The sequence below is a fragment of the Parageobacillus caldoxylosilyticus genome, assembly GCF_019272935.1.
Taxonomy (GTDB): Bacteria; Bacillota; Bacilli; order Bacillales; family Anoxybacillaceae; genus Saccharococcus; species Saccharococcus caldoxylosilyticus.
The window spans coordinates 3,478,106-3,495,043 of the sequence record NZ_CP040553.1 but is presented as its reverse complement, the minus strand read 5'-3'; the positions used below and the strand labels follow the sequence as shown (position 1 = coordinate 3,495,043).

The 16,938-nt window shown below is 42.8% G+C and carries 19 protein-coding genes; 7 read left to right on the top strand and 12 right to left on the bottom strand.

From position 1 onward, the window contains the following. Positions 1-88 precede the first annotated feature (88 nt). The 6 genes from BV455_RS17825 to BV455_RS17800 all read left to right on the top strand — a co-directional run bounded on the left by BV455_RS17825 (position 89) and on the right by BV455_RS17800 (position 7,019). Positions 89-1,483 (top strand): sigma-54 interaction domain-containing protein, encoded by a 1,395-nt coding sequence (locus BV455_RS17825; RefSeq protein WP_061579557.1) that lies wholly within the window; start codon positions 89-91, stop codon positions 1,481-1,483. Positions 1,484-1,630: 147 nt separating this feature from the next. After that, positions 1,631-2,605, top strand: a complete 975-nt coding sequence (gene speB / locus BV455_RS17820; RefSeq protein WP_218687504.1) for an agmatinase — start codon at positions 1,631-1,633, stop codon at positions 2,603-2,605. A gap of 27 nt (positions 2,606-2,632) precedes the next feature. Beyond that, the gene (locus BV455_RS17815; protein ID WP_218687503.1) at positions 2,633-4,084 is read left to right on the top strand and encodes an aldehyde dehydrogenase family protein; all 1,452 of its coding nucleotides are present in this window, start codon (positions 2,633-2,635) and stop codon (positions 4,082-4,084) included. Between the two features lie 86 nt (positions 4,085-4,170). Continuing rightward, a complete protein-coding gene (locus BV455_RS17810) occupies positions 4,171-5,547 on the top strand; it encodes a purine-cytosine permease family protein (RefSeq protein WP_218687502.1) in 1,377 nt (458 codons plus the stop codon). A 3-nt stretch (positions 5,548-5,550) separates the two neighbouring features. Then, positions 5,551-6,369, top strand: a complete 819-nt coding sequence (locus BV455_RS17805; RefSeq protein WP_218687501.1) for a carbon-nitrogen hydrolase family protein — start codon at positions 5,551-5,553, stop codon at positions 6,367-6,369. Then, positions 6,366-7,019 carry a cyclase family protein gene (locus BV455_RS17800; protein ID WP_218687500.1) on the top strand — a complete coding sequence of 218 codons (654 nt, stop codon included), beginning with the start codon at positions 6,366-6,368 and terminating at the stop codon, positions 7,017-7,019. The genes BV455_RS17805 and BV455_RS17800 overlap by 4 nt, the downstream gene beginning before the upstream one ends. Before the next feature lie 78 nt (positions 7,020-7,097). On the opposite strand, the gene BV455_RS17795 is transcribed toward BV455_RS17800, so the two are convergent. Then, positions 7,098-7,658 (bottom strand): sugar O-acetyltransferase, encoded by a 561-nt coding sequence (locus tag BV455_RS17795; protein ID WP_061579562.1) that lies wholly within the window; start codon positions 7,656-7,658, stop codon positions 7,098-7,100. A 498-nt stretch (positions 7,659-8,156) separates the two neighbouring features. On the opposite strand from BV455_RS17795, the gene BV455_RS17790 reads away from it, so the two are divergent. Continuing rightward, a complete protein-coding gene (locus tag BV455_RS17790) occupies positions 8,157-8,636 on the top strand; it encodes a GNAT family N-acetyltransferase (protein ID WP_061579563.1) in 480 nt (159 codons plus the stop codon). A gap of 201 nt (positions 8,637-8,837) precedes the next feature. Here BV455_RS17790 and BV455_RS17785 read toward each other — a convergent pair whose 3' ends face one another. The 11 genes from BV455_RS17785 to urtC are packed head-to-tail and all read right to left on the bottom strand — an operon-like array spanning position 8,838 to position 16,938. Continuing rightward, a complete protein-coding gene (locus BV455_RS17785) occupies positions 8,838-9,470 on the bottom strand; it encodes an urease accessory protein UreH (RefSeq protein ID WP_082791620.1) in 633 nt (210 codons plus the stop codon). Positions 9,471-9,494: 24 nt separating this feature from the next. Next, positions 9,495-10,310 carry an urease accessory protein UreD gene (locus tag BV455_RS17780; RefSeq protein WP_218687499.1) on the bottom strand — a complete coding sequence of 272 codons (816 nt, stop codon included), beginning with the start codon at positions 10,308-10,310 and terminating at the stop codon, positions 9,495-9,497. Beyond that, positions 10,307-10,921 (bottom strand): urease accessory protein UreG, encoded by a 615-nt coding sequence (gene ureG / locus BV455_RS17775; RefSeq protein WP_042411793.1) that lies wholly within the window; start codon positions 10,919-10,921, stop codon positions 10,307-10,309. The genes BV455_RS17780 and ureG overlap by 4 nt, the downstream gene beginning before the upstream one ends. Before the next feature lie 26 nt (positions 10,922-10,947). Continuing rightward, positions 10,948-11,619, bottom strand: coding sequence for an urease accessory protein UreF (locus tag BV455_RS17770; RefSeq protein ID WP_042411791.1), 672 nt, complete (start codon positions 11,617-11,619; stop codon positions 10,948-10,950). Next, on the bottom strand, positions 11,612-12,061 hold the full coding sequence (gene ureE / locus BV455_RS17765; RefSeq protein ID WP_081161991.1) for an urease accessory protein UreE: 450 nt from the start codon (positions 12,059-12,061) through the stop codon (positions 11,612-11,614). The genes BV455_RS17770 and ureE overlap by 8 nt, the downstream gene beginning before the upstream one ends. A 12-nt stretch (positions 12,062-12,073) precedes the next feature. Next, positions 12,074-13,783: an urease subunit alpha gene (gene ureC, locus BV455_RS17760; RefSeq protein WP_218687498.1), complete on the bottom strand. Its 1,710-nt coding sequence runs from the start codon at positions 13,781-13,783 to the stop codon at positions 12,074-12,076. A gap of 4 nt (positions 13,784-13,787) precedes the next feature. Beyond that, complete coding sequence (locus BV455_RS17755) at positions 13,788-14,114, bottom strand: urease subunit beta (RefSeq protein ID WP_218687497.1); 327 nt, start codon at positions 14,112-14,114, stop codon at positions 13,788-13,790. Positions 14,115-14,133: 19 nt separating this feature from the next. Beyond that, entirely contained in the window at positions 14,134-14,436 is a 303-nt protein-coding gene (locus tag BV455_RS17750) for an urease subunit gamma (RefSeq protein ID WP_013401012.1), read from the bottom strand. Between the two features lie 27 nt (positions 14,437-14,463). Next, the gene (gene urtE / locus BV455_RS17745) at positions 14,464-15,165 is read right to left on the bottom strand and encodes an urea ABC transporter ATP-binding subunit UrtE (RefSeq protein ID WP_218687496.1); all 702 of its coding nucleotides are present in this window, start codon (positions 15,163-15,165) and stop codon (positions 14,464-14,466) included. Then, a complete protein-coding gene (gene urtD / locus BV455_RS17740; protein ID WP_218687495.1) occupies positions 15,159-15,908 on the bottom strand; it encodes an urea ABC transporter ATP-binding protein UrtD in 750 nt (249 codons plus the stop codon). Before urtD ends, urtE begins: the two co-directional genes overlap by 7 nt. After that, the gene (urtC, locus tag BV455_RS17735; RefSeq protein ID WP_218687494.1) at positions 15,865-16,938 is read right to left on the bottom strand and encodes an urea ABC transporter permease subunit UrtC; all 1,074 of its coding nucleotides are present in this window, start codon (positions 16,936-16,938) and stop codon (positions 15,865-15,867) included. The genes urtD and urtC overlap by 44 nt, the downstream gene beginning before the upstream one ends.

Below are 16,938 nucleotides of genomic sequence, written 5' to 3'. Positions count from 1 at the left end.
AAAAACTTTATGACAAATAAAAAGGGATTTTCCGCTTCTTTGAATAATTAAGTAATGTAAGTTCTGATAGGCAGCTAGGAGGGAGATCATGCAACGTGTAACGGATGTTTTGGAATTGGAGTTACGTGCCATATTAAAATCATCTAACGATAATATTGTCATTACAGATGGAAATGGCATTGTTCTCCGCGCCAGCCCCAACTGTCTTTCTATTTATGGAAAAGAGGTTTCCTATCTTATTGGAAAATCCGTATATCAATTAGAGAAAGAAAATATATTTTCCCCTTCTGTTACGGCCAAAGTGTTAAAGGAGAGAAAAGAAATTCAAGTCATGCAACGAACACCAACTGGGCGTGTCGTAATGGCAACAGGCGTACCTGTATTTGACAAACAAAACAACATTATTCGCGTGATTAGTTTTTCGCATGATTTAACAGAGTTAGAACGTTTAAAAGAAGACTATGAAAAGCTAAGAAGACAGATGGAGCATTATCAAATCGAAATGGAAGAATTAAAACAGGAAAATATCGTCATTCAAAGCAAAGTCATGCAGCGTATTTGGAAGCTAGTGCATCGGGTTGCCAAATCCGATGCAACGGTTCTTTTTCTTGGCGAGTCCGGAGTGGGGAAAAATGTATTTGCTCGCGCCCTCCATCAAAATAGTCCGAGACGAAACCAACCATTTATCGAAGTGAACTGTAGCGCTATTCCTGAATCGCTATTTGAATCAGAAATGTTTGGATATGAAAAAGGGTCGTTTACCGGCGCGCAAAAAACCGGGAAGCCAGGACTGATCGAATTAGCAGATAAGGGGACTCTTTTTCTTGATGAAATTGGCGAACTCCCACTTTCGATGCAAGCGAAGCTACTAAAAGTTTTACAAGAGAAAAAAGTAACACGCGTTGGGGGAATTAAAGAAAGAACGATTGACTTTCGCCTTATTGCCTCGACAAATCAGAACTTAGAGGAAATGGTAAAACAGGGGAAGTTCCGTCAAGATTTATTTTATCGTTTACATGTTATTCCCATTTACGTACCTGCTTTACGGGAGAGAAAAGAAGACATTTTCATGTTGGCACAATATTTTTTAGAAAAATTCAACAAAAAATACCATACGGATAAATATTTTCATCCGTCCATTGTTGACCATCTTGTCCATTATGACTGGCCTGGCAATGTACGAGAATTAGAAAATATGATGGAAAGATTAGTCATTACCTCCGAAACAAAAGCCATTTATCCTGAATATCTCCCTTTTTCTATCCAAAAACATTCCCAATCTACACGATCTAATCAATGGTTAGAAAAAGAGAAAGAACCCACTACGCTTAAAGAAGCAATCGAACAAGTAGAACGACAATGGCTCTTACGCGCAGCAAAACAATGTAAAACGACTTATGAAATGGCAGATTACCTTGGAATTAGTCAGCCAACCGTAGTGAGAAAACTAAAAAAATACCGCATCAATTCAAAAATGGATTAAAATCCATTTTTGAATTGATTTTTTATTTTTAATTCACTTTTGAATTAATTCATCGTATTTCTTTGCAAAAAAGCTTATTCTTTTTTGGCACACTTTTTGCATTTATAAAAAGCAGAATATTTCCATTTCTTTAAAGGAGGTTTTTACATGTATAAGCCAAAAGATTCATCCCAATCTCCCCGCTTTTGTGGAGTTCGAACATTTATGCGTTTAGAAAATATCAAAACAACAGACAATGTGGATTTTGTTGTACTGGGTGTGCCGTTTGATACTGCTGCTTCTAACCGAACCGGACAACGATATGGCCCGCAGCACATTCGAAATTTTTCCGTATTGCTTCGCCCTTACAATCCAGATATGGATATTAATATCTTTGAATATTGTTCTGGAGTAGATTATGGCGATATTGACGTCATTCCAGGAAACGCGCTGCGAACATACGATAATATCGTAAAAGAGTTGCTGCCACTCTTAGAGAAAAATATCGTCCCGATTATTATGGGCGGCGACCATTCCATTACATTAGGAAACTTACGGGCATTTTATAAGCACTATGGGCCAGTGGCACTTGTTCATTTCGACTCTCACGGAGATACTTGGGATCATTATTACGGTGAAAAATATATGCATGGTACGCCATTCCGCCGTGCTGTCGAGGAAGGATTGCTAGATGTTGATCATTCCATCCAAATTGGCATGCGCGGACCGCTTTACAGTGCGGATGATATCGAAGATGCACGACGGCTTGGTTTTGAAGTGATTACCATGAAGGAAGTTCGACAAATTGGATTTTCTGAAGTAATGAAACGCATTCACCAACGTGTAGGTGACAAACCTGTTTTCGTTTCCTATGATATCGACTTTGTTGATCCTGCGTTTGCTCCCGGCACTGGCACACCGGAAGTAGGAGGACCAACTAGCTATGAAGCACTAGAATATGTAAGAGGACTCGATGGGCTAAATATTGTCGGATTTGACCTAGTGGAAGTATTGCCTGCTTATGATAGCGGAGAAATTACAGCTGTGTTAGCATCTGCAATTATATATGAAATGATCACGCTGGTTGCTTTAAAGAAAAGACGATCACTGCAAAAAAACTTGTCTGCAACAACAACACAATAAGAGCATCTCACTAAAAGGAGAGTTTTTATGTCCAATTACCATGTGTACATAAACGGTGCATGGCATATAGGAAACGGAGAAAAAAGAACGATCATCAATCCTTCTAATGAACAAGTGATAACAGAAATTAATGAAGCGTCCTTGCAACAAACATTGGAAGCGATCGAAGCCGCCCGCCATGCTTTTCAATACACAAATTGGCCGTCGAATCCAAGTTATCGAATTTCCGTTCTTCGTCAATTAGCAGATCTACTAGAGAAAAACAAAGAAAAATTTGCTTATATAGAGACGATCAATACGGGAAAGCCAATTCGCGAGTCACGTCTCGATGTGAGCGATTCTGTACAATGCCTTCGTTATTATGCCGACTTTCTTGAACAACGAACCATTACAGAAAAGAAAATGGCTGATGGAACAATAAGTAAAATCATCGAAGAACCTATTGGAGTTTGTGCACTCATTGTTCCTTGGAATTTCCCGCTTTTATTGGGGATATGGAAAATTGCACCTGCGCTCGCTGCGGGAAATACCATTGTTTTTAAACCTTCAGAATTAACTCCATTATCTCTAATGGAACTAACAAAACTTATCGATTCCGTCGGTCTGCCGCCAGGTGTGTTTAATCTTGTTCCTGGAGGCGGCTTTCCTGTTGGGGAAACATTGGTGACACATCCTCATGTGGAAAAAATATCATTTACCGGCGGAACAAAAACAGGGCGATGGATTTACGAACAATGCGCTGGCGGCTTCAAACGGGTTTCCCTGGAACTCGGCGGAAAATCTCCACTTTTGGTTTGCGAAGATGCTGATCTTGATAACGCTGTAAAGTGGGGAATGTTTGCTTCTTTTTTCAATCAAGGGGAAGTGTGTGTTGCCGCTTCACGAATTCTTGTCCATGAACGTCTTTATGATTCATTTATAGATAAACTGATAAAAAGACTAGATTCCCTTCACATCGGAGATCCTTTAGACGAAAAAACGGAGATGGGGCCATTAATAAGCTCCTCTCATTTAGAAAAAGTAGAAACATATATCCAACTCGGATTGCAAGAAGGAGCTGTCCTGCTCCGAGGCGGCGAACGCATCAAAGAACAAGGATATTACTTATCCCCCGCCGTTTTCATAAATGTCCATCAAGACATGCGCATCGTGCAGGAAGAAATCTTTGGTCCTGTCATTACCGTACAACGCTTCAAAAATGATAAAGAAGCAATCGAATTGGCAAATGATACAGTATATGGGCTGGCAGCCGGCATATTTAGCCGCGATCTCGAACAGGCAGAACAAATCGCCAGGAAACTGAGAGCAGGAACGATTTGGATTAACAGTTATCACACTCCTTATGTCGATGCGCCTTGGGGCGGCTTTAAACAAAGCGGAATCGGCAGGGAGCTTGGCCCACAAGGATTTGCCGCTTTTACGGAAACAAAACATGTGAATATAAGCCAAAATGGAAAACCTCTCGAGTGGTATCAATAACTTTTCGATTTCGTCCTTGCGGCGAAATCGATTTATATGAAAATTATTCCGAATATTATAAATTTTAAGTGAAGGGGGAATTGTTGATGGCGAAATGGACAGAACGTTTTGGACATGATGATATTCTGCCAACACCGATGAACAAACGCAGTATGAATTTTTTTAGTACCTTTACTCTTTGGATTGCTGCTAACGTCGTCATTACTACCGTGATGACAGGCATGATGTTCGTTCCCGATATTTCCTTTTCCAGTGCGATGTTCGCGATTATTGTCGGCTCTGCGATCGGCGCCATTCCGCTCGCTCTTACAGGAAACATCGGTATTCGAACCGGACTCCCCACCATGGTTATCACCAGAGCCGCCTTCGGACAAAAAGGAGCGATCCTTCCAGCCCTTGTCAATACAATTATTTTAATTGGCTGGAGCTGGATTCAAGCGTATATGGCTGGCCTTAGCCTGAATTATGCGGTTCATTACGCTACGGGATACAGCAATATTAATTTATTTGTGATTTTAACCGAACTGCTTGTCGTGATCATTACGATTTTCGGCCACCGCGGGGTAGAACGAATCGAAAAATATATATCGATCGCCATGTTGCTTTTATCCTTTCTCGTTTTTTATAAAATTTTTACAACGTATCACATCTCAACACTATTAGAAATGAAACTAAGCAAACATCCATCGGTCACGACAATCATCGCTTTTGATATCGTAGTTGCAACAGCATTTTCGTGGATGTCGACCGTTTGTGATTTTAATCGAAACTGTCAGTCGGAAAAAAGCGGATTTTGGGGAACCTACTTTGGCTATCTTGTCGCTTCGATTGTGGCAATGGGGCTTGGTGCGGTTGTAAGCGGATTCAGCATTGCTTCTAACATGGAACGAACATACGACCCTACTATCCTCCTTGCCGCTTACGGATTTGGGTTGATCGCATCCATTGTCGTTTTCTTTTCTGTACTATCTACCAATGTCATGGCATTATATAGTGCGACGATGTCCTTTATGAACGTATTCCCGCGCGCGGGATTTTGGAAGCCGACATTGATCATGGGAATCATTTGTACTCTCGGCGCCTTGTTAAAAGAAACACTCATGTCCCATTTCTTTAATTTTATCATGCTCATTGCCACACTGTTCATTCCGGTATTCGCCATTGTGCTCGTCGATTACTTTTTGATCAAAAAAGGAACATATGATGCGGAAGATATTCTTTTTGACACAAAAGGACGGTATCGTTATCAAAAAGGAGTCAATGTGGCCGCATATGTGACGTACATCATCGGAGCTGTTTTCGCCTATTACTTTACGTATGTTCATCCGCTTACGATCGGCTCGACCATATTAACGTTTCTCTTATCGGGAGCAGGCTATTGGGGATTGATGAAAGTTACCAAACAAACATCAAGCGCAGAACATACCATAGAACTCCAAGCTCCAACTAGCATGGAGGGATAATTCATGGCAACATCGTATGAAATAGCCTTGGCGCAAATGACGCCGGTAAATGGCGATATTTCTGGCAACCTTGCAAAAATGGAAGCCATCGCAAACGAATGTAAACAAAAATTCCCCAATGTCCGCCTTCTCCTGTTTCCGGAACTTTGTACCACTGGTTACGTGTTGTCGGAAACGCTGAAAGAGGTTGCGCAAACATGGAATGATTTTATATTTCAGCGAATGAGCAGGCTTGCGCAAAAACTTCAATTGTATATTGCTTACGGATACGTCGAAAAAGATGACGAGACAAATCTCTATAACTCTCTCATCCTGATTCATCCAAGCGGACAATGTGCAGGGAATTATCGAAAAATCCATTTAACCCCGTTAGAAAAAGCGTGGTTTACTCCCGGGGCCAAACCAGTACTAGTGAATACAGAGCTCGGCCGCATCGGTTTAATGATTTGTTGGGACTTGGCTTTTCCAGAACTAGCAAGGCATCTGTCAGTCCGTGGAGCCGAGCTTCTTCTCGTTCCGTGTGCGTGGGAATCCCCGTTTCATGCGCCTTTTCAAAAATTTGCGATGGCACGCGCGCTCGATAATACCGTCTATGTCGCCGCATGTAATCAAGTAGGACGGTCTTTCTCTTTCCATTTCTTTGGTTTATCCTGTATTTATGGACCAGATGGAAGCGAAATCGCCATCGCCAACATGGATGATCAAGAAGAAATCATACGAGCAACGATAGATGAGAACTGGCGCCAGGAATTAAAGCAAACCTTTTACACAATGATGAATGAGCGGCGAACAGATATTTTTCAAGGAGCGAAATGGATATGAACATCAAAAAAATCATTGACCTATCGATGCCCATTACTGAACAAACCCCGATTTATCCAGGAGATCCAAAACCGCATATCGAGCCAGCGGCAACATTCGCCGAAAACGGCTACCATGTCAGCCGCCTTGTTCTTGGTTCGCATAGCGGCACACACGTAGACGCCCCCTTTCATTTTCGGGAAGATGGCGCGCAAATAGCGGGAGTTCCGTTAACCTACTTTATCGGTAAAGGAATCGTCATCGATGTAACCGGAAAAAACGATGGTGAGGCGATTACATTAAATGATGTCAAACATTATTTGCCGCAACTGGAACCGGGAATGATTGTCCTATTTCACACTGGTTGGTCCCAATATGCGGGAACGGAGCGCTATTTTCGCCACCCGTACATTGCGATCGACGTCATCCAGGCAATGCTGGAAAGAGGAATCCACACGTTTTTCATCGATGCGTTAAACATCGATCCGCCTGACGGCTCTTCCTTCCCTGCGCATGAAGCAATTACCGCTGTAAATGGAGTGATCGGGGAAAATTTTACGAACTTCGATAAAATTGACTTTGCCGATCCGTATATTATCGCGCTTCCCCTTTATTTGCCGGAATGTGACGGCTCGCCGGTGAGAGCGGTGGCGGTGGAATTGGATTCATGATATTAAACCCGCGAAAAAATGTTTTGTTCATTGGTGAAGGAAGTCTATGAACCTCTCATGGCTTTAGTGATGAGAGGTTCACATTTCAATTTGTTTTATTATCTTTGCAGGATTTCCGGCAACTACAACATGATCCGGTACATCTTTTGTAACTACAGCACCGGAAGCTATCACGACATTGTCGCCTATTTTCACGCCAGGGTTGATCACAGCTCTCCCGCCGATCCATACATTATTACCGATGCTCACCGGCATTCCGTATTCCAGCCCTGAATTTCTTTCCTGCGGATGTAACGGATGCATAGCTGTATATATGTGCACGCCAGGACCGATAAAGCAATTATCGCCGATCCTCACTTCACATACATCCAAAATGACACAATCAAAATTCATATAAAAGTTTTCACCGACGTGAATGTTATAGCCATAATCGCAACGAAAATTCGGTTCAATATGCAGATTGTTTCCCGTCGAACCAAACAGTTCTTTTAAAAGTTCCGTTCGTTTTTCGTATTCGTTTTCTAAAGTTTGGTTATATAAACGAGTTAGTCGTCTCGCGCGTTCCCGCTCTTTTACTAATTGGGGATCTGCCGGGTTGTACAGTTCGCCATTTAACATTTTCTCTTTTTCTGTTTTCATTGATATACCTCCATTTTCTACCACAGATCTAATTGCTGTCATCACTTCAAGTGCTTCTTGCCAGCGCCCATTGCTAATGACAAACAGATGACGCTGCAGTATATGTCCGCATCCATGCACAACGCCTCAAATGAATGGCATATGGCAAGTTAACACCGTTCATTCTCTATTCGGCGCTTCGCCTTTAAAATCCTGCGCCAATTTCGTCTGCCCGTCGCCTTAAAATCATGTCGTCTTAAACCGTGTTTTCGTTTCCATTATCAAACAGAACATATATTCCCGTGAAATGGTGTGTCGCCCTTATATATATTGTATAGGAAAAAACACGTTCTTCTTTATCACTAGCGCCATCCTGCAAATATTTTGTCGCACTGGACCATTGTTTCAAGCATTGCAATCACTCACATCATGCCTCTATCAGAGACATGAAGAAACAAAGATACCTTATCTCCTGTATGATAAAATTAAGTACAAATTACAACAAGGAGTGGCAGGGGCATGAACATTATCCCTACCCATCATCTAGACCGCATAAAAGTACAACAATTTTTTATCACCCATTGGGTAAGTCCGCAAATGGTCGTTTCGACGGGAGTGTATGATTGCAGCGAGCTGGACGGGTTCGCCGCGGTCCAAGGCAATGGAGAAATAGCGGGGCTGATCACCTTTGTCATCCATGATGGGGAATGCGAAATTGTTTCGCTAGACAGCCTATTCGAAAACCAAGGAGTCGGCAGCGCTCTTTTGCAACAAGCGGAAGCATTCGCCGAGCAGCATGGATGTAGCACGGTCCGCTTAATCACGACGAACGATAATTTGCACGCTTTGCGCTTTTATCAAAAACGAGGCTACCAGATTGTCAAAGTCTTCCCAAATGCCGTAGAAAAAGCAAGACAAATTAAACCGAGCATTCCGCACGTTAGCTCAGACGGCATTCCGATCCGGGATGAGCTGTTGCTTGTCAAACAACTACTGTAAATAACGGATGAAAGTAGTGACGTTTCTAAATGTCTACCATCATCCTTCTTCTACACAAAAATTGATCTCGCCTATTTCGAAATGGAATATATATTTCATGATATTGCGATTTGCGAAAAACACCCGTTTATGTTTGTGTTTTAGTCACGATAACAAAAACCATCCCCTCCTCTCTTTGAAAGACGGGGATGGTGTATATGTTTAAAATAACAGTCCTTCTTCTATACCAATGTGATACATATAGTATAAACCATATACTATACTAACTAGCGAAACTACTTTTACAATGAACTGATAAATCGTTTGCTTCTGTTTCATCCAGATAAACGGCAGCCCTAGAAAAGTAGTAAATAACATCATGCCAACTATCGTTCCCATGCCAAATATAAGTATAAATAGCAGTGCCTGAAATCGATTATCAACGGTTGTTAACGTTAAAAGTACCATTCCGGCACTGCCAGCTAGTCCATGAACAATACCAATGAATGTCGACTTTAAATGAAGGTGGTTTATCTTCACTTCCTTTTTAGCAGGAATTGTATAAGTCGAGCGAAAACTTGCACCCCCTAAGATGACGATCATCACTCCAACGACTAGTTCCAGCCACATTGCTGTGGTTTCTGGTATTTGTTGTTCCATCCCTATCATAACCATGCCAATGACAAATAGGGTTACGGTATGGCCGATCCCCCAAAAAACCCCTGCGAGCGACGAAAGAGAAAGCTTATTTGTTCGGCTGGCAATGGTGGATACAGCAATGACATGATCCGGTTCGGTTGCATGTTTGATACCCAAGACAAATCCAAAAAGCAAAACCGGTAATACGGCACTCACCAGCAGTTCATCTCCTTATCTTTTTTAGTACTTTCGCAGAAAAATAGGTTCCTCTTGAAAACATTCTTCGCGAATAAACTGATGAATCATTTGAAAAATCGTTTCAATCACATGCGTTTCGTGAGCTAAAACACGAACAATCAATCCCGGAATCATAGGGATAGACCACCCAAGGTGAGCAGAAACAGGAAAACGCGTTGCCATCCATTCAAATTTTTGAAGAATATGCTTTGTAATAAAAGGACTAATCACAAAAAGAGAACCAAAATGAGTATATCCTTCCATCTGAAGAATTCCCGTAATCCCTTTACTCGGTTCTAAATAGAGATGATCAAATAACATTAAATTGCCCTCATAATATATCTTTAATTTAGAGCGGATCCAATCGTAGCGAAACAGTTCACCGCTTTCTGACCACCCCGGTGTAATAATATCTCCATAAATGAACGTAGAACTTTCTTTCATATAAACGGTCGTTTCTTGATAAAATTGTGCTTTTTCATAAGCAATGACTGGGTCGGGAAAAAATTCGAGCACACTTTGATCATCCAGGTAAAATGACGTATATTGTTGTACTGGCATCTTGACTATTTTATATATTTTCGTTGCCGATTGCGTGGTGGCAATCAGATGTGCTCTTTCTTGCAACATTATTTCCGTCTTATATCGATCTCCGTCTACATACCCTCCTCCTACATGAATCAAGTAAATCGTCGGCTGAGAAGGATGAAGGTATATCGGCCGGGTCAACTTCAACGCTCCCTCATAATAGCAATCCGAAATAACCGTACGGCCGTTTTCCTCCATAGCCGTACACCGTAACAGTCCTGACCAGCTCATTCTTCTAACCCTACCAACATCACTTGTTTTTTAATCCACTCCACTACTTCCGCTAATCCAATTTCTTCTTTCAAATTGGTGAAAATAACCGGTTTTGTCCCGCGCGCCGCTTTTGCATCCCGCTCCATCACTTCTAAACTTGCCCCTACATAAGGGGCGAGGTCAATTTTATTAATAACCAACAAGTCGGATTTAATCATTCCTTGTCCACCTTTGCGTGGAATTTTTTCCCCTTGCGCTACATCAATCACATAAATAGAGAAATCAACGAGCTCCGGACTGAATGTAGCGGCCAAATTATCGCCCCCGCTTTCGATAAAAATAATTTCTAAATCCGGGTGACGTTCTTTTAACTCATCAATCGCCGCAAAATTCATCGAAGCATCCTCACGAATGGCTGTATGCGGACATCCTCCGGTCTCCACGCCAATAATCCGATCTTCCGGCAACACACTATGTTTCACTAAAAACTGCGCATCCTCTTTTGTATATATATCATTTGTTACTACTGCCAGGCTGAATTCACGATGCAACGCCCGAGTAAGCTTTTCGACAAGCATCGTCTTTCCCGCACCGACCGGTCCGCCGATTCCTATTCTTACTGGTTCCATCTCCATTTCATCTCCTTTTCAAAAAATTAAGACATAAATAAACGAACAGAAAGTTGTTCATGCTGCATTTGCGCAATTTCCAATCCCGGTGCTACCGCTCCTAACTCCTCTTCTGTTAACGTATGGATCTTCTGTACCGCTTTTATCAAATGCGGCTGTACGGAAACGAGCAGCCGTTGCCCATCGGTCTGGCCGAGCGGAATACCGCGAACCGCATTTTGAACAAGAGCTTGGACAGAAGTATACAAATACGATAAAACCGTCGTATCTTTCGGAATTTCCAAGTGATAGCAAAATATGGCGAAAACAAGAGCAGGATGCATATACCCGCGTTTCTTTTTATCATCATTCCATATGTCAAACCGATAGATTTCGCGGCAAATTTTCCACATTCGTTCCCCGATCATCCGCGTTCCTTCTCTTGTTTCTCTCGCCAGACAAAGCGCAGCCAACATTTCATTTAACCGCCATACATCCTCTTTCGATTTTTCCTCTAAAAAATCGTACGTTAACCGGCACGCCAAGCCATCGGTATACGTCAGTTGCGTTTGAATATAAACACAGAGCGCATCGCGAAACGTTTCATAGTTATTGATTTTTTCATTGGAAATATACGTTTCAAAACCAAAGGAATGAGAAAATGCTCCGGAAGGAAAGTTCGAATCACACAGTTGCAATAAAGGCAACAGCTTATCCATCATGGCGATGACCGATATAACGAAATGCTTGTTTTACTGTTCGTTTTTCCCGCTGATACGGGATATGTAATTGTTTTAGCAGCTCTTCTACTAAGTAGTCATATTGAACGAGCATTTCCTCCCCTTCGAATTGAGCAGGCAAATGACGATTCCCAAGCTGGTGCGCAATTTCTCCCATTTGTTTCATTGATGTGGGCCGAATGACAAGCAAATCATCAGGCAGCACGCTCACAACAATCATATTTTTCTCATCCATAAATAAGATATCGCCATCGGTTAATTCCTTTGTTTCTTTTAGACGAATTCCTAGTTCTGTTCCGTGATCGGTGACAACGCGCTGAATTCGTTTTACTAAATCATCGCTACTTAAATATACTCGCTCTATATGCGGGGGTAATTGGTCTAACTTTTTAATATTTCCGACTATTTTTTTTACAATCATTTTCTTATCACCTCAAAATAAAAAATATCGTTGCGCCATCGGAACAACTTCGGCTGATTCACACGTAATAAGTGTTCCATCGACTCTTACCTCGTACGTTTGCGGATCCACATCAATCTTTGGCAGCGCATTGTTATACACCATATCATTTTTCGATAAGCTGCGAATGTGCTCTACCGGTTGAATTATTTTTTGTAAATTCAGTTGCTGCGGGATTCCAAGTTCAAAAGCTGTTTTTGATACAAATGTAATAGAAGTTCTATATAAAGCTTTTCCATAACTTGCAAACATCGGTCGATACATGACCGGCTGCGGAGTCGGAATGCTGGCATTTGGATCTCCCATGACGCTATAGGCAATCATTCCCCCTTTCAAAACAAGTTCCGGTTTTACGCCAAAAAATGCAGGATGCCAAACGACTAAATCGGCTAATTTCCCTACCTCTACCGATCCGACGTACTTCGCAATCCCATGGGTAAGCGCCGGATTAATCGTATATTTGGCAATGTACCGCTTTACGCGAAAATTATCGCCTCTTCCTTTGTCTTCTGGCAATTTTCCAAATTGCTTTTTCATCTTATCCGCTGTTTGCCATGTGCGCAAAATCACTTCCCCGACGCGGCCCATCGCCTGCGAATCGGAGCTGATCATGCTAAAAACGCCTAAATCATGGAGAATATCTTCCGCCGCAATCGTTTCTTTGCGAATGCGGGAATCCGCAAAGGCAATATCTTCGGGAACAGATGGGTCTAAATGATGGCAAACCATCAACATGTCCAAATGCTCATCTAACGTATTTTTTGTATAAGGACGCGTTGGATTCGTAGAAGAAGGCAATATATTTGGAAAACTTGCTACTTTAATAATATCCGGCGCATGCCCCCCGCCCGCTCCTTCCGTATGATAGGTGTGGATGACTCGCCCGTTAATCGCCCGCAACGTATCTTCGACAAATCCTCCTTCATTCAACGTATCGGTATGAATCGCCACTTGCACATCATATTCATCCGCGACCTGCAAACTGGCATCAATAGCTGCCGCTGTTGTTCCCCAGTCTTCGTGAAGCTTTAGGCCAATGGCTCCTGCGCGGATTTGCTCCGCTAACGGCTCTTTCGCCGATGCATTGCCTTTTCCTAAAAATCCAAAATTCATTGGAAACGCTTCGGCAGCTTCCAGCATGCGGTAGATGTTCCATTCCCCAGGGGTACACGTCGTCGCATTTGTGCCTGTCGCCGGTCCTGTTCCGCCTCCGATCATTGTCGTAATCCCCGATGACAAAGCCGTTTCGATTTGTTGCGGACAAATAAAGTGAATATGGGCGTCAATTCCTCCTGCAGTGACAATCTTTCCTTCCGCTGCAATAACTTCTGTCGCCGCTCCGATGATAATATTGACTCCATCCATTAACAGCGGATTGCCCGCTTTCCCGATAGCGGCAATCTTCCCGTCTTTAATCCCGATATCGGCTTTATAGATTCCGGTATAGTCTACAATAATCGCGTTTGTCAGCACTAAATCTACCGATTCCGCACGCGTGGCAAGCGGATGTTGCCCCATTCCATCGCGAATGACTTTTCCGCCGCCAAATTTCACTTCATCGCCATAAACGGTGAAATCATTTTCAATCTCAATCCATAAATCGGTATCCGCTAAACGGACACAATCTCCTGTTGTCGGTCCAAACATGTCCGCATATTGTTTTCGCGGCATTTGAAAACTCATCCATTTACTCCCCTTTCTTGTCTCGATCAAGCGGTCCGTTGACCAAATTATTCAATCCGTAAACACAACGTTCCCCAGAAAAAGGAACAAGCTCCACTTGCTTCGCATCCCCGGGTTCAAAACGCACCGCTGTTCCTGCTGGAATATTTAAATGCTTTCCGTACGCCGCTTGGCGGTCAAATTCAAGAAATGAGTTGACTTCAAAAAAGTGAAAGTGTGAACCGACTTGAATCGGACGATCCCCGCGATTTTTTACAATAATTTTTGTAGTCGGCTTATGTCGATTGCAAACAATTGCTTCTTGTTTTAACCAATATTCTCCTGGGATCATTTATTTTTCTCCCCCCCTTTTAGCGAATCGGGTGATGAATTGTAACGAGCTTCGTGCCATCCGGAAATGTCGCTTCCACTTGTATGTCTTCGATCATTTCCGGTACTCCTTCCATCACATCATCACGGGTTAAAATCGTTGTCCCGTATTGCATTAACTCTGCCACTGTACGCCCATCGCGCGCACCTTCCAAAATTTCATATGTAATTAGAGCGACTGCTTCCGGATAATTCAGCTTTAACCCTCTCTCTTTGCGGCGGCGGGCAAGATCCGCCGCTACGACAATAAGCAGCTTCTCTTGTTCGCGAGCGGTTAATCTCATTGCTCTCTCCTTCCTTTTTATTTATTTTTAAACAGTTAAAAACTGTTGAATGTCATTCATATTCGTTTCGCTAACACGCCCCTGTGCTACAACGGTGCCGCGATCAAGAATGTAAAAGTAGTCCGCGCATGAAAAAGCCAAATCTAAGCTATGCTCGACAAGCACAATGCCAACCATTTTTTCTTTGGCAATTTGGACAATGACATCGCGAATGAGCTGTACGATCGATGGCTGGATTCCCTCCATCGGCTCATCAAGCAAAAGCAATTTTGGCTGCCCAATCAGCGCACGGGCAATGGCAAGCTGTTGCTGCTGCCCGCCGCTTAAATCTCCCCCTTTTCGATGCAGCATTTCTTTTAATATAGGAAATAACTCATAAATTTCTGCTAAAATCGGTGCTGGATTGACTTTCATAGAAAGCGCCTCAAACCCTAGCAATAAATTTTCTTCCACTGTTAACGTAGAAAAGATTTCTCTTCCTTGTGGAACATAGCCTATCCCCTTTCTTACTCTCTCTTCAGGCGGCAATGAGGTAATATCTTCATCTTCCCACTCGATTTTGCCGGCAATCGGTTTGATTAACCCGATGATGCTCTTGATGAGCGTCGTTTTTCCGACGCCATTCCGCCCAAGTACCGCCGTCACAGCGCCTTTTTGCGCGTTAATGCTTGCGTTTTCCAACACAACGCTTTGTTCATATCCGGCTGTAACGTTTTGCACGCTTAACACGCTTTCTCCTCCCTTCCCAAATAAACTTCGATCACTTTTTCATTACGCTGAATGTCCTCCATCGTCCCCTCACATAATACTTTCCCTTCATGCATGACCGTTACTTGCTTGGAAAAGCGGCGCACAAAATCCATATCATGCTCGACAATGACGACGGCACAGTGGCGCGCGATTTCATGGATCAACTCCCCTGTTCGTTCCCGTTCCGCTTCGCTCATCCCGGCAATCGGTTCATCAAGCAGCAGCAGATGGGGAAATTGGATAAGCTGCATGCCAATTTCGAGCCATTGCTTTTGGCCGTGTGAAAGAGAACCAGCCTTTTGCTCAGCATAATCCAATAATTGGATTCGTTGCAGCATCGTGATAATAGTATCCCGATCTTCTCGCGACAACTTTGCCCGTAAAACAGCGAATAAGCCGCGATCTTGTCTCAAAGCCAATTCCATATTCTCCCACACCGTCAACTGATGAAAAATCGATGGACTTTGAAATTTTCGCGAAATGCCAAGCCGGACAATTTTGTGCTCCGGCATTTTGGTAATATCGTGTGAGTAAAATAACACTTTACCGCTGCACGCTCTTGTTTTTCCGCAGATCACATCTAAGAGCGTCGACTTTCCCGCTCCGTTTGGTCCGATTAAAAAGCGGACTTCGTGCGGATAAACTTCAAGATTTACCCCTTGCAATGCGTGAAAGCCGTCAAAATCCACCGACACTTCGCGACACATGAGAACCGGCTTCATTTGTTCTCCCCTCCCATTGTCTTTTTCTTTGCCTAAAAGACTGATATACACCTACAAGTCCGTTGGGCAAAAACATGACCATACCGATAAATAATCCTCCTAAAAACAGCAGCCATATATCAGGATAATTTTCGCTAAAAAAGCTTTTCGCACTGTTCGTAACAATAGCACCTATAACAGCCCCAATTAACGAACTCCTTCCTCCGACAGCAACCCATAACACCATTTCAATCGAAGGAATAATTCCCATCATAGCCGGAGAAATAAGCCCTACTTGCAATACAAACATTACGCCCGCCAGCGCAGCAAAAGCCGCGGAAAGACTATAGACAAACACCTTGTACGTTGTTGGATTAAAACCTAAAAAGCGGACTCTATTTTCACCATCCCGGATGGCTACAAGCACCCGTCCAAATCGACTCATCGTTAACCAACGGGAAAAAAGGAAAATAAGCAAAAGCAAACAAACGGTGATCCAGTAAAGAATAATTTGAGTAAAAGGAGAAGATAAAGGGAAACCGAAAACAGTCGAGAAATTCGTTAATCCATTTGTTCCCCCTGTCCATTCCTGCTTGCCGATGAACAACGTAACAAAAACAACAACTACAGCTTGTGATAATAAAGAGAAATAGACGCCTTTAATCCGATTTTTAAACGTAAAATAACTCAGAAATGCCGCTAATAGCACTGGGATGATGATGGCGAAAGAAATAGCAAATAGAGGATGTTCAAACGGTTTCCAAAACCACGGGAGCCGATTCACACCGCTCCACTCCATAAAATCAGGCAAACGCCCATGCGAAGACTCTAACTTCAAATACATCGCCATACAGTAAGCGCCTAAACCAAAGTACACGCCATGACCTAAGCTTAAAATCCCGGTATAGCCCCAAATCAAAGAAATCCCAATCGCAATCATGGCAAAGCAAAGAAATTTTCCGAGCAGCGATAAGCGAAATTCGGTCAAATAAAACGGCGCGGCAAACAAAGCAAGGAAAAACAGCCAATAAAGCCAGCCTTTTTTTGTCAT

Excerpts from the sequence above, each read along its gene's own strand:
- BV455_RS17825 (WP_061579557.1), top strand. The coding sequence starts at position 89 with ATGCAACGTGTAACGGATGTTTTGGAATTGGAGTTACGTGCCATATTA.
- speB (WP_218687504.1), top strand. The coding sequence starts at position 1,631 with ATGTATAAGCCAAAAGATTCATCCCAATCTCCCCGCTTTTGTGGAGTT.
- BV455_RS17815 (WP_218687503.1), top strand. The coding sequence starts at position 2,633 with ATGTCCAATTACCATGTGTACATAAACGGTGCATGGCATATAGGAAAC.
- BV455_RS17810 (WP_218687502.1), top strand. The coding sequence starts at position 4,171 with ATGGCGAAATGGACAGAACGTTTTGGACATGATGATATTCTGCCAACA.
- BV455_RS17805 (WP_218687501.1), top strand. The coding sequence starts at position 5,551 with ATGGCAACATCGTATGAAATAGCCTTGGCGCAAATGACGCCGGTAAAT.
- BV455_RS17800 (WP_218687500.1), top strand. The coding sequence starts at position 6,366 with ATGAACATCAAAAAAATCATTGACCTATCGATGCCCATTACTGAACAA.
- BV455_RS17795 (WP_061579562.1), bottom strand. The coding sequence starts at position 7,658 with ATGAAAACAGAAAAAGAGAAAATGTTAAATGGCGAACTGTACAACCCG.
- BV455_RS17790 (WP_061579563.1), top strand. The coding sequence starts at position 8,157 with ATGAACATTATCCCTACCCATCATCTAGACCGCATAAAAGTACAACAA.
- BV455_RS17780 (WP_218687499.1), bottom strand. The coding sequence starts at position 10,310 with ATGAGCTGGTCAGGACTGTTACGGTGTACGGCTATGGAGGAAAACGGC.
- ureG (WP_042411793.1), bottom strand. The coding sequence starts at position 10,921 with ATGGAACCAGTAAGAATAGGAATCGGCGGACCGGTCGGTGCGGGAAAG.
- BV455_RS17770 (WP_042411791.1), bottom strand. The coding sequence starts at position 11,619 with ATGGATAAGCTGTTGCCTTTATTGCAACTGTGTGATTCGAACTTTCCT.
- ureE (WP_081161991.1), bottom strand. The coding sequence starts at position 12,061 with ATGATTGTAAAAAAAATAGTCGGAAATATTAAAAAGTTAGACCAATTA.
- ureC (WP_218687498.1), bottom strand. The coding sequence starts at position 13,783 with ATGAGTTTTCAAATGCCGCGAAAACAATATGCGGACATGTTTGGACCG.
- BV455_RS17755 (WP_218687497.1), bottom strand. The coding sequence starts at position 14,114 with ATGATCCCAGGAGAATATTGGTTAAAACAAGAAGCAATTGTTTGCAAT.
- BV455_RS17750 (WP_013401012.1), bottom strand. The coding sequence starts at position 14,436 with ATGAGATTAACCGCTCGCGAACAAGAGAAGCTGCTTATTGTCGTAGCG.
- urtD (WP_218687495.1), bottom strand. The coding sequence starts at position 15,908 with ATGAAGCCGGTTCTCATGTGTCGCGAAGTGTCGGTGGATTTTGACGGC.
- urtC (WP_218687494.1), bottom strand. The coding sequence starts at position 16,938 with ATGACAAAAAAAGGCTGGCTTTATTGGCTGTTTTTCCTTGCTTTGTTT.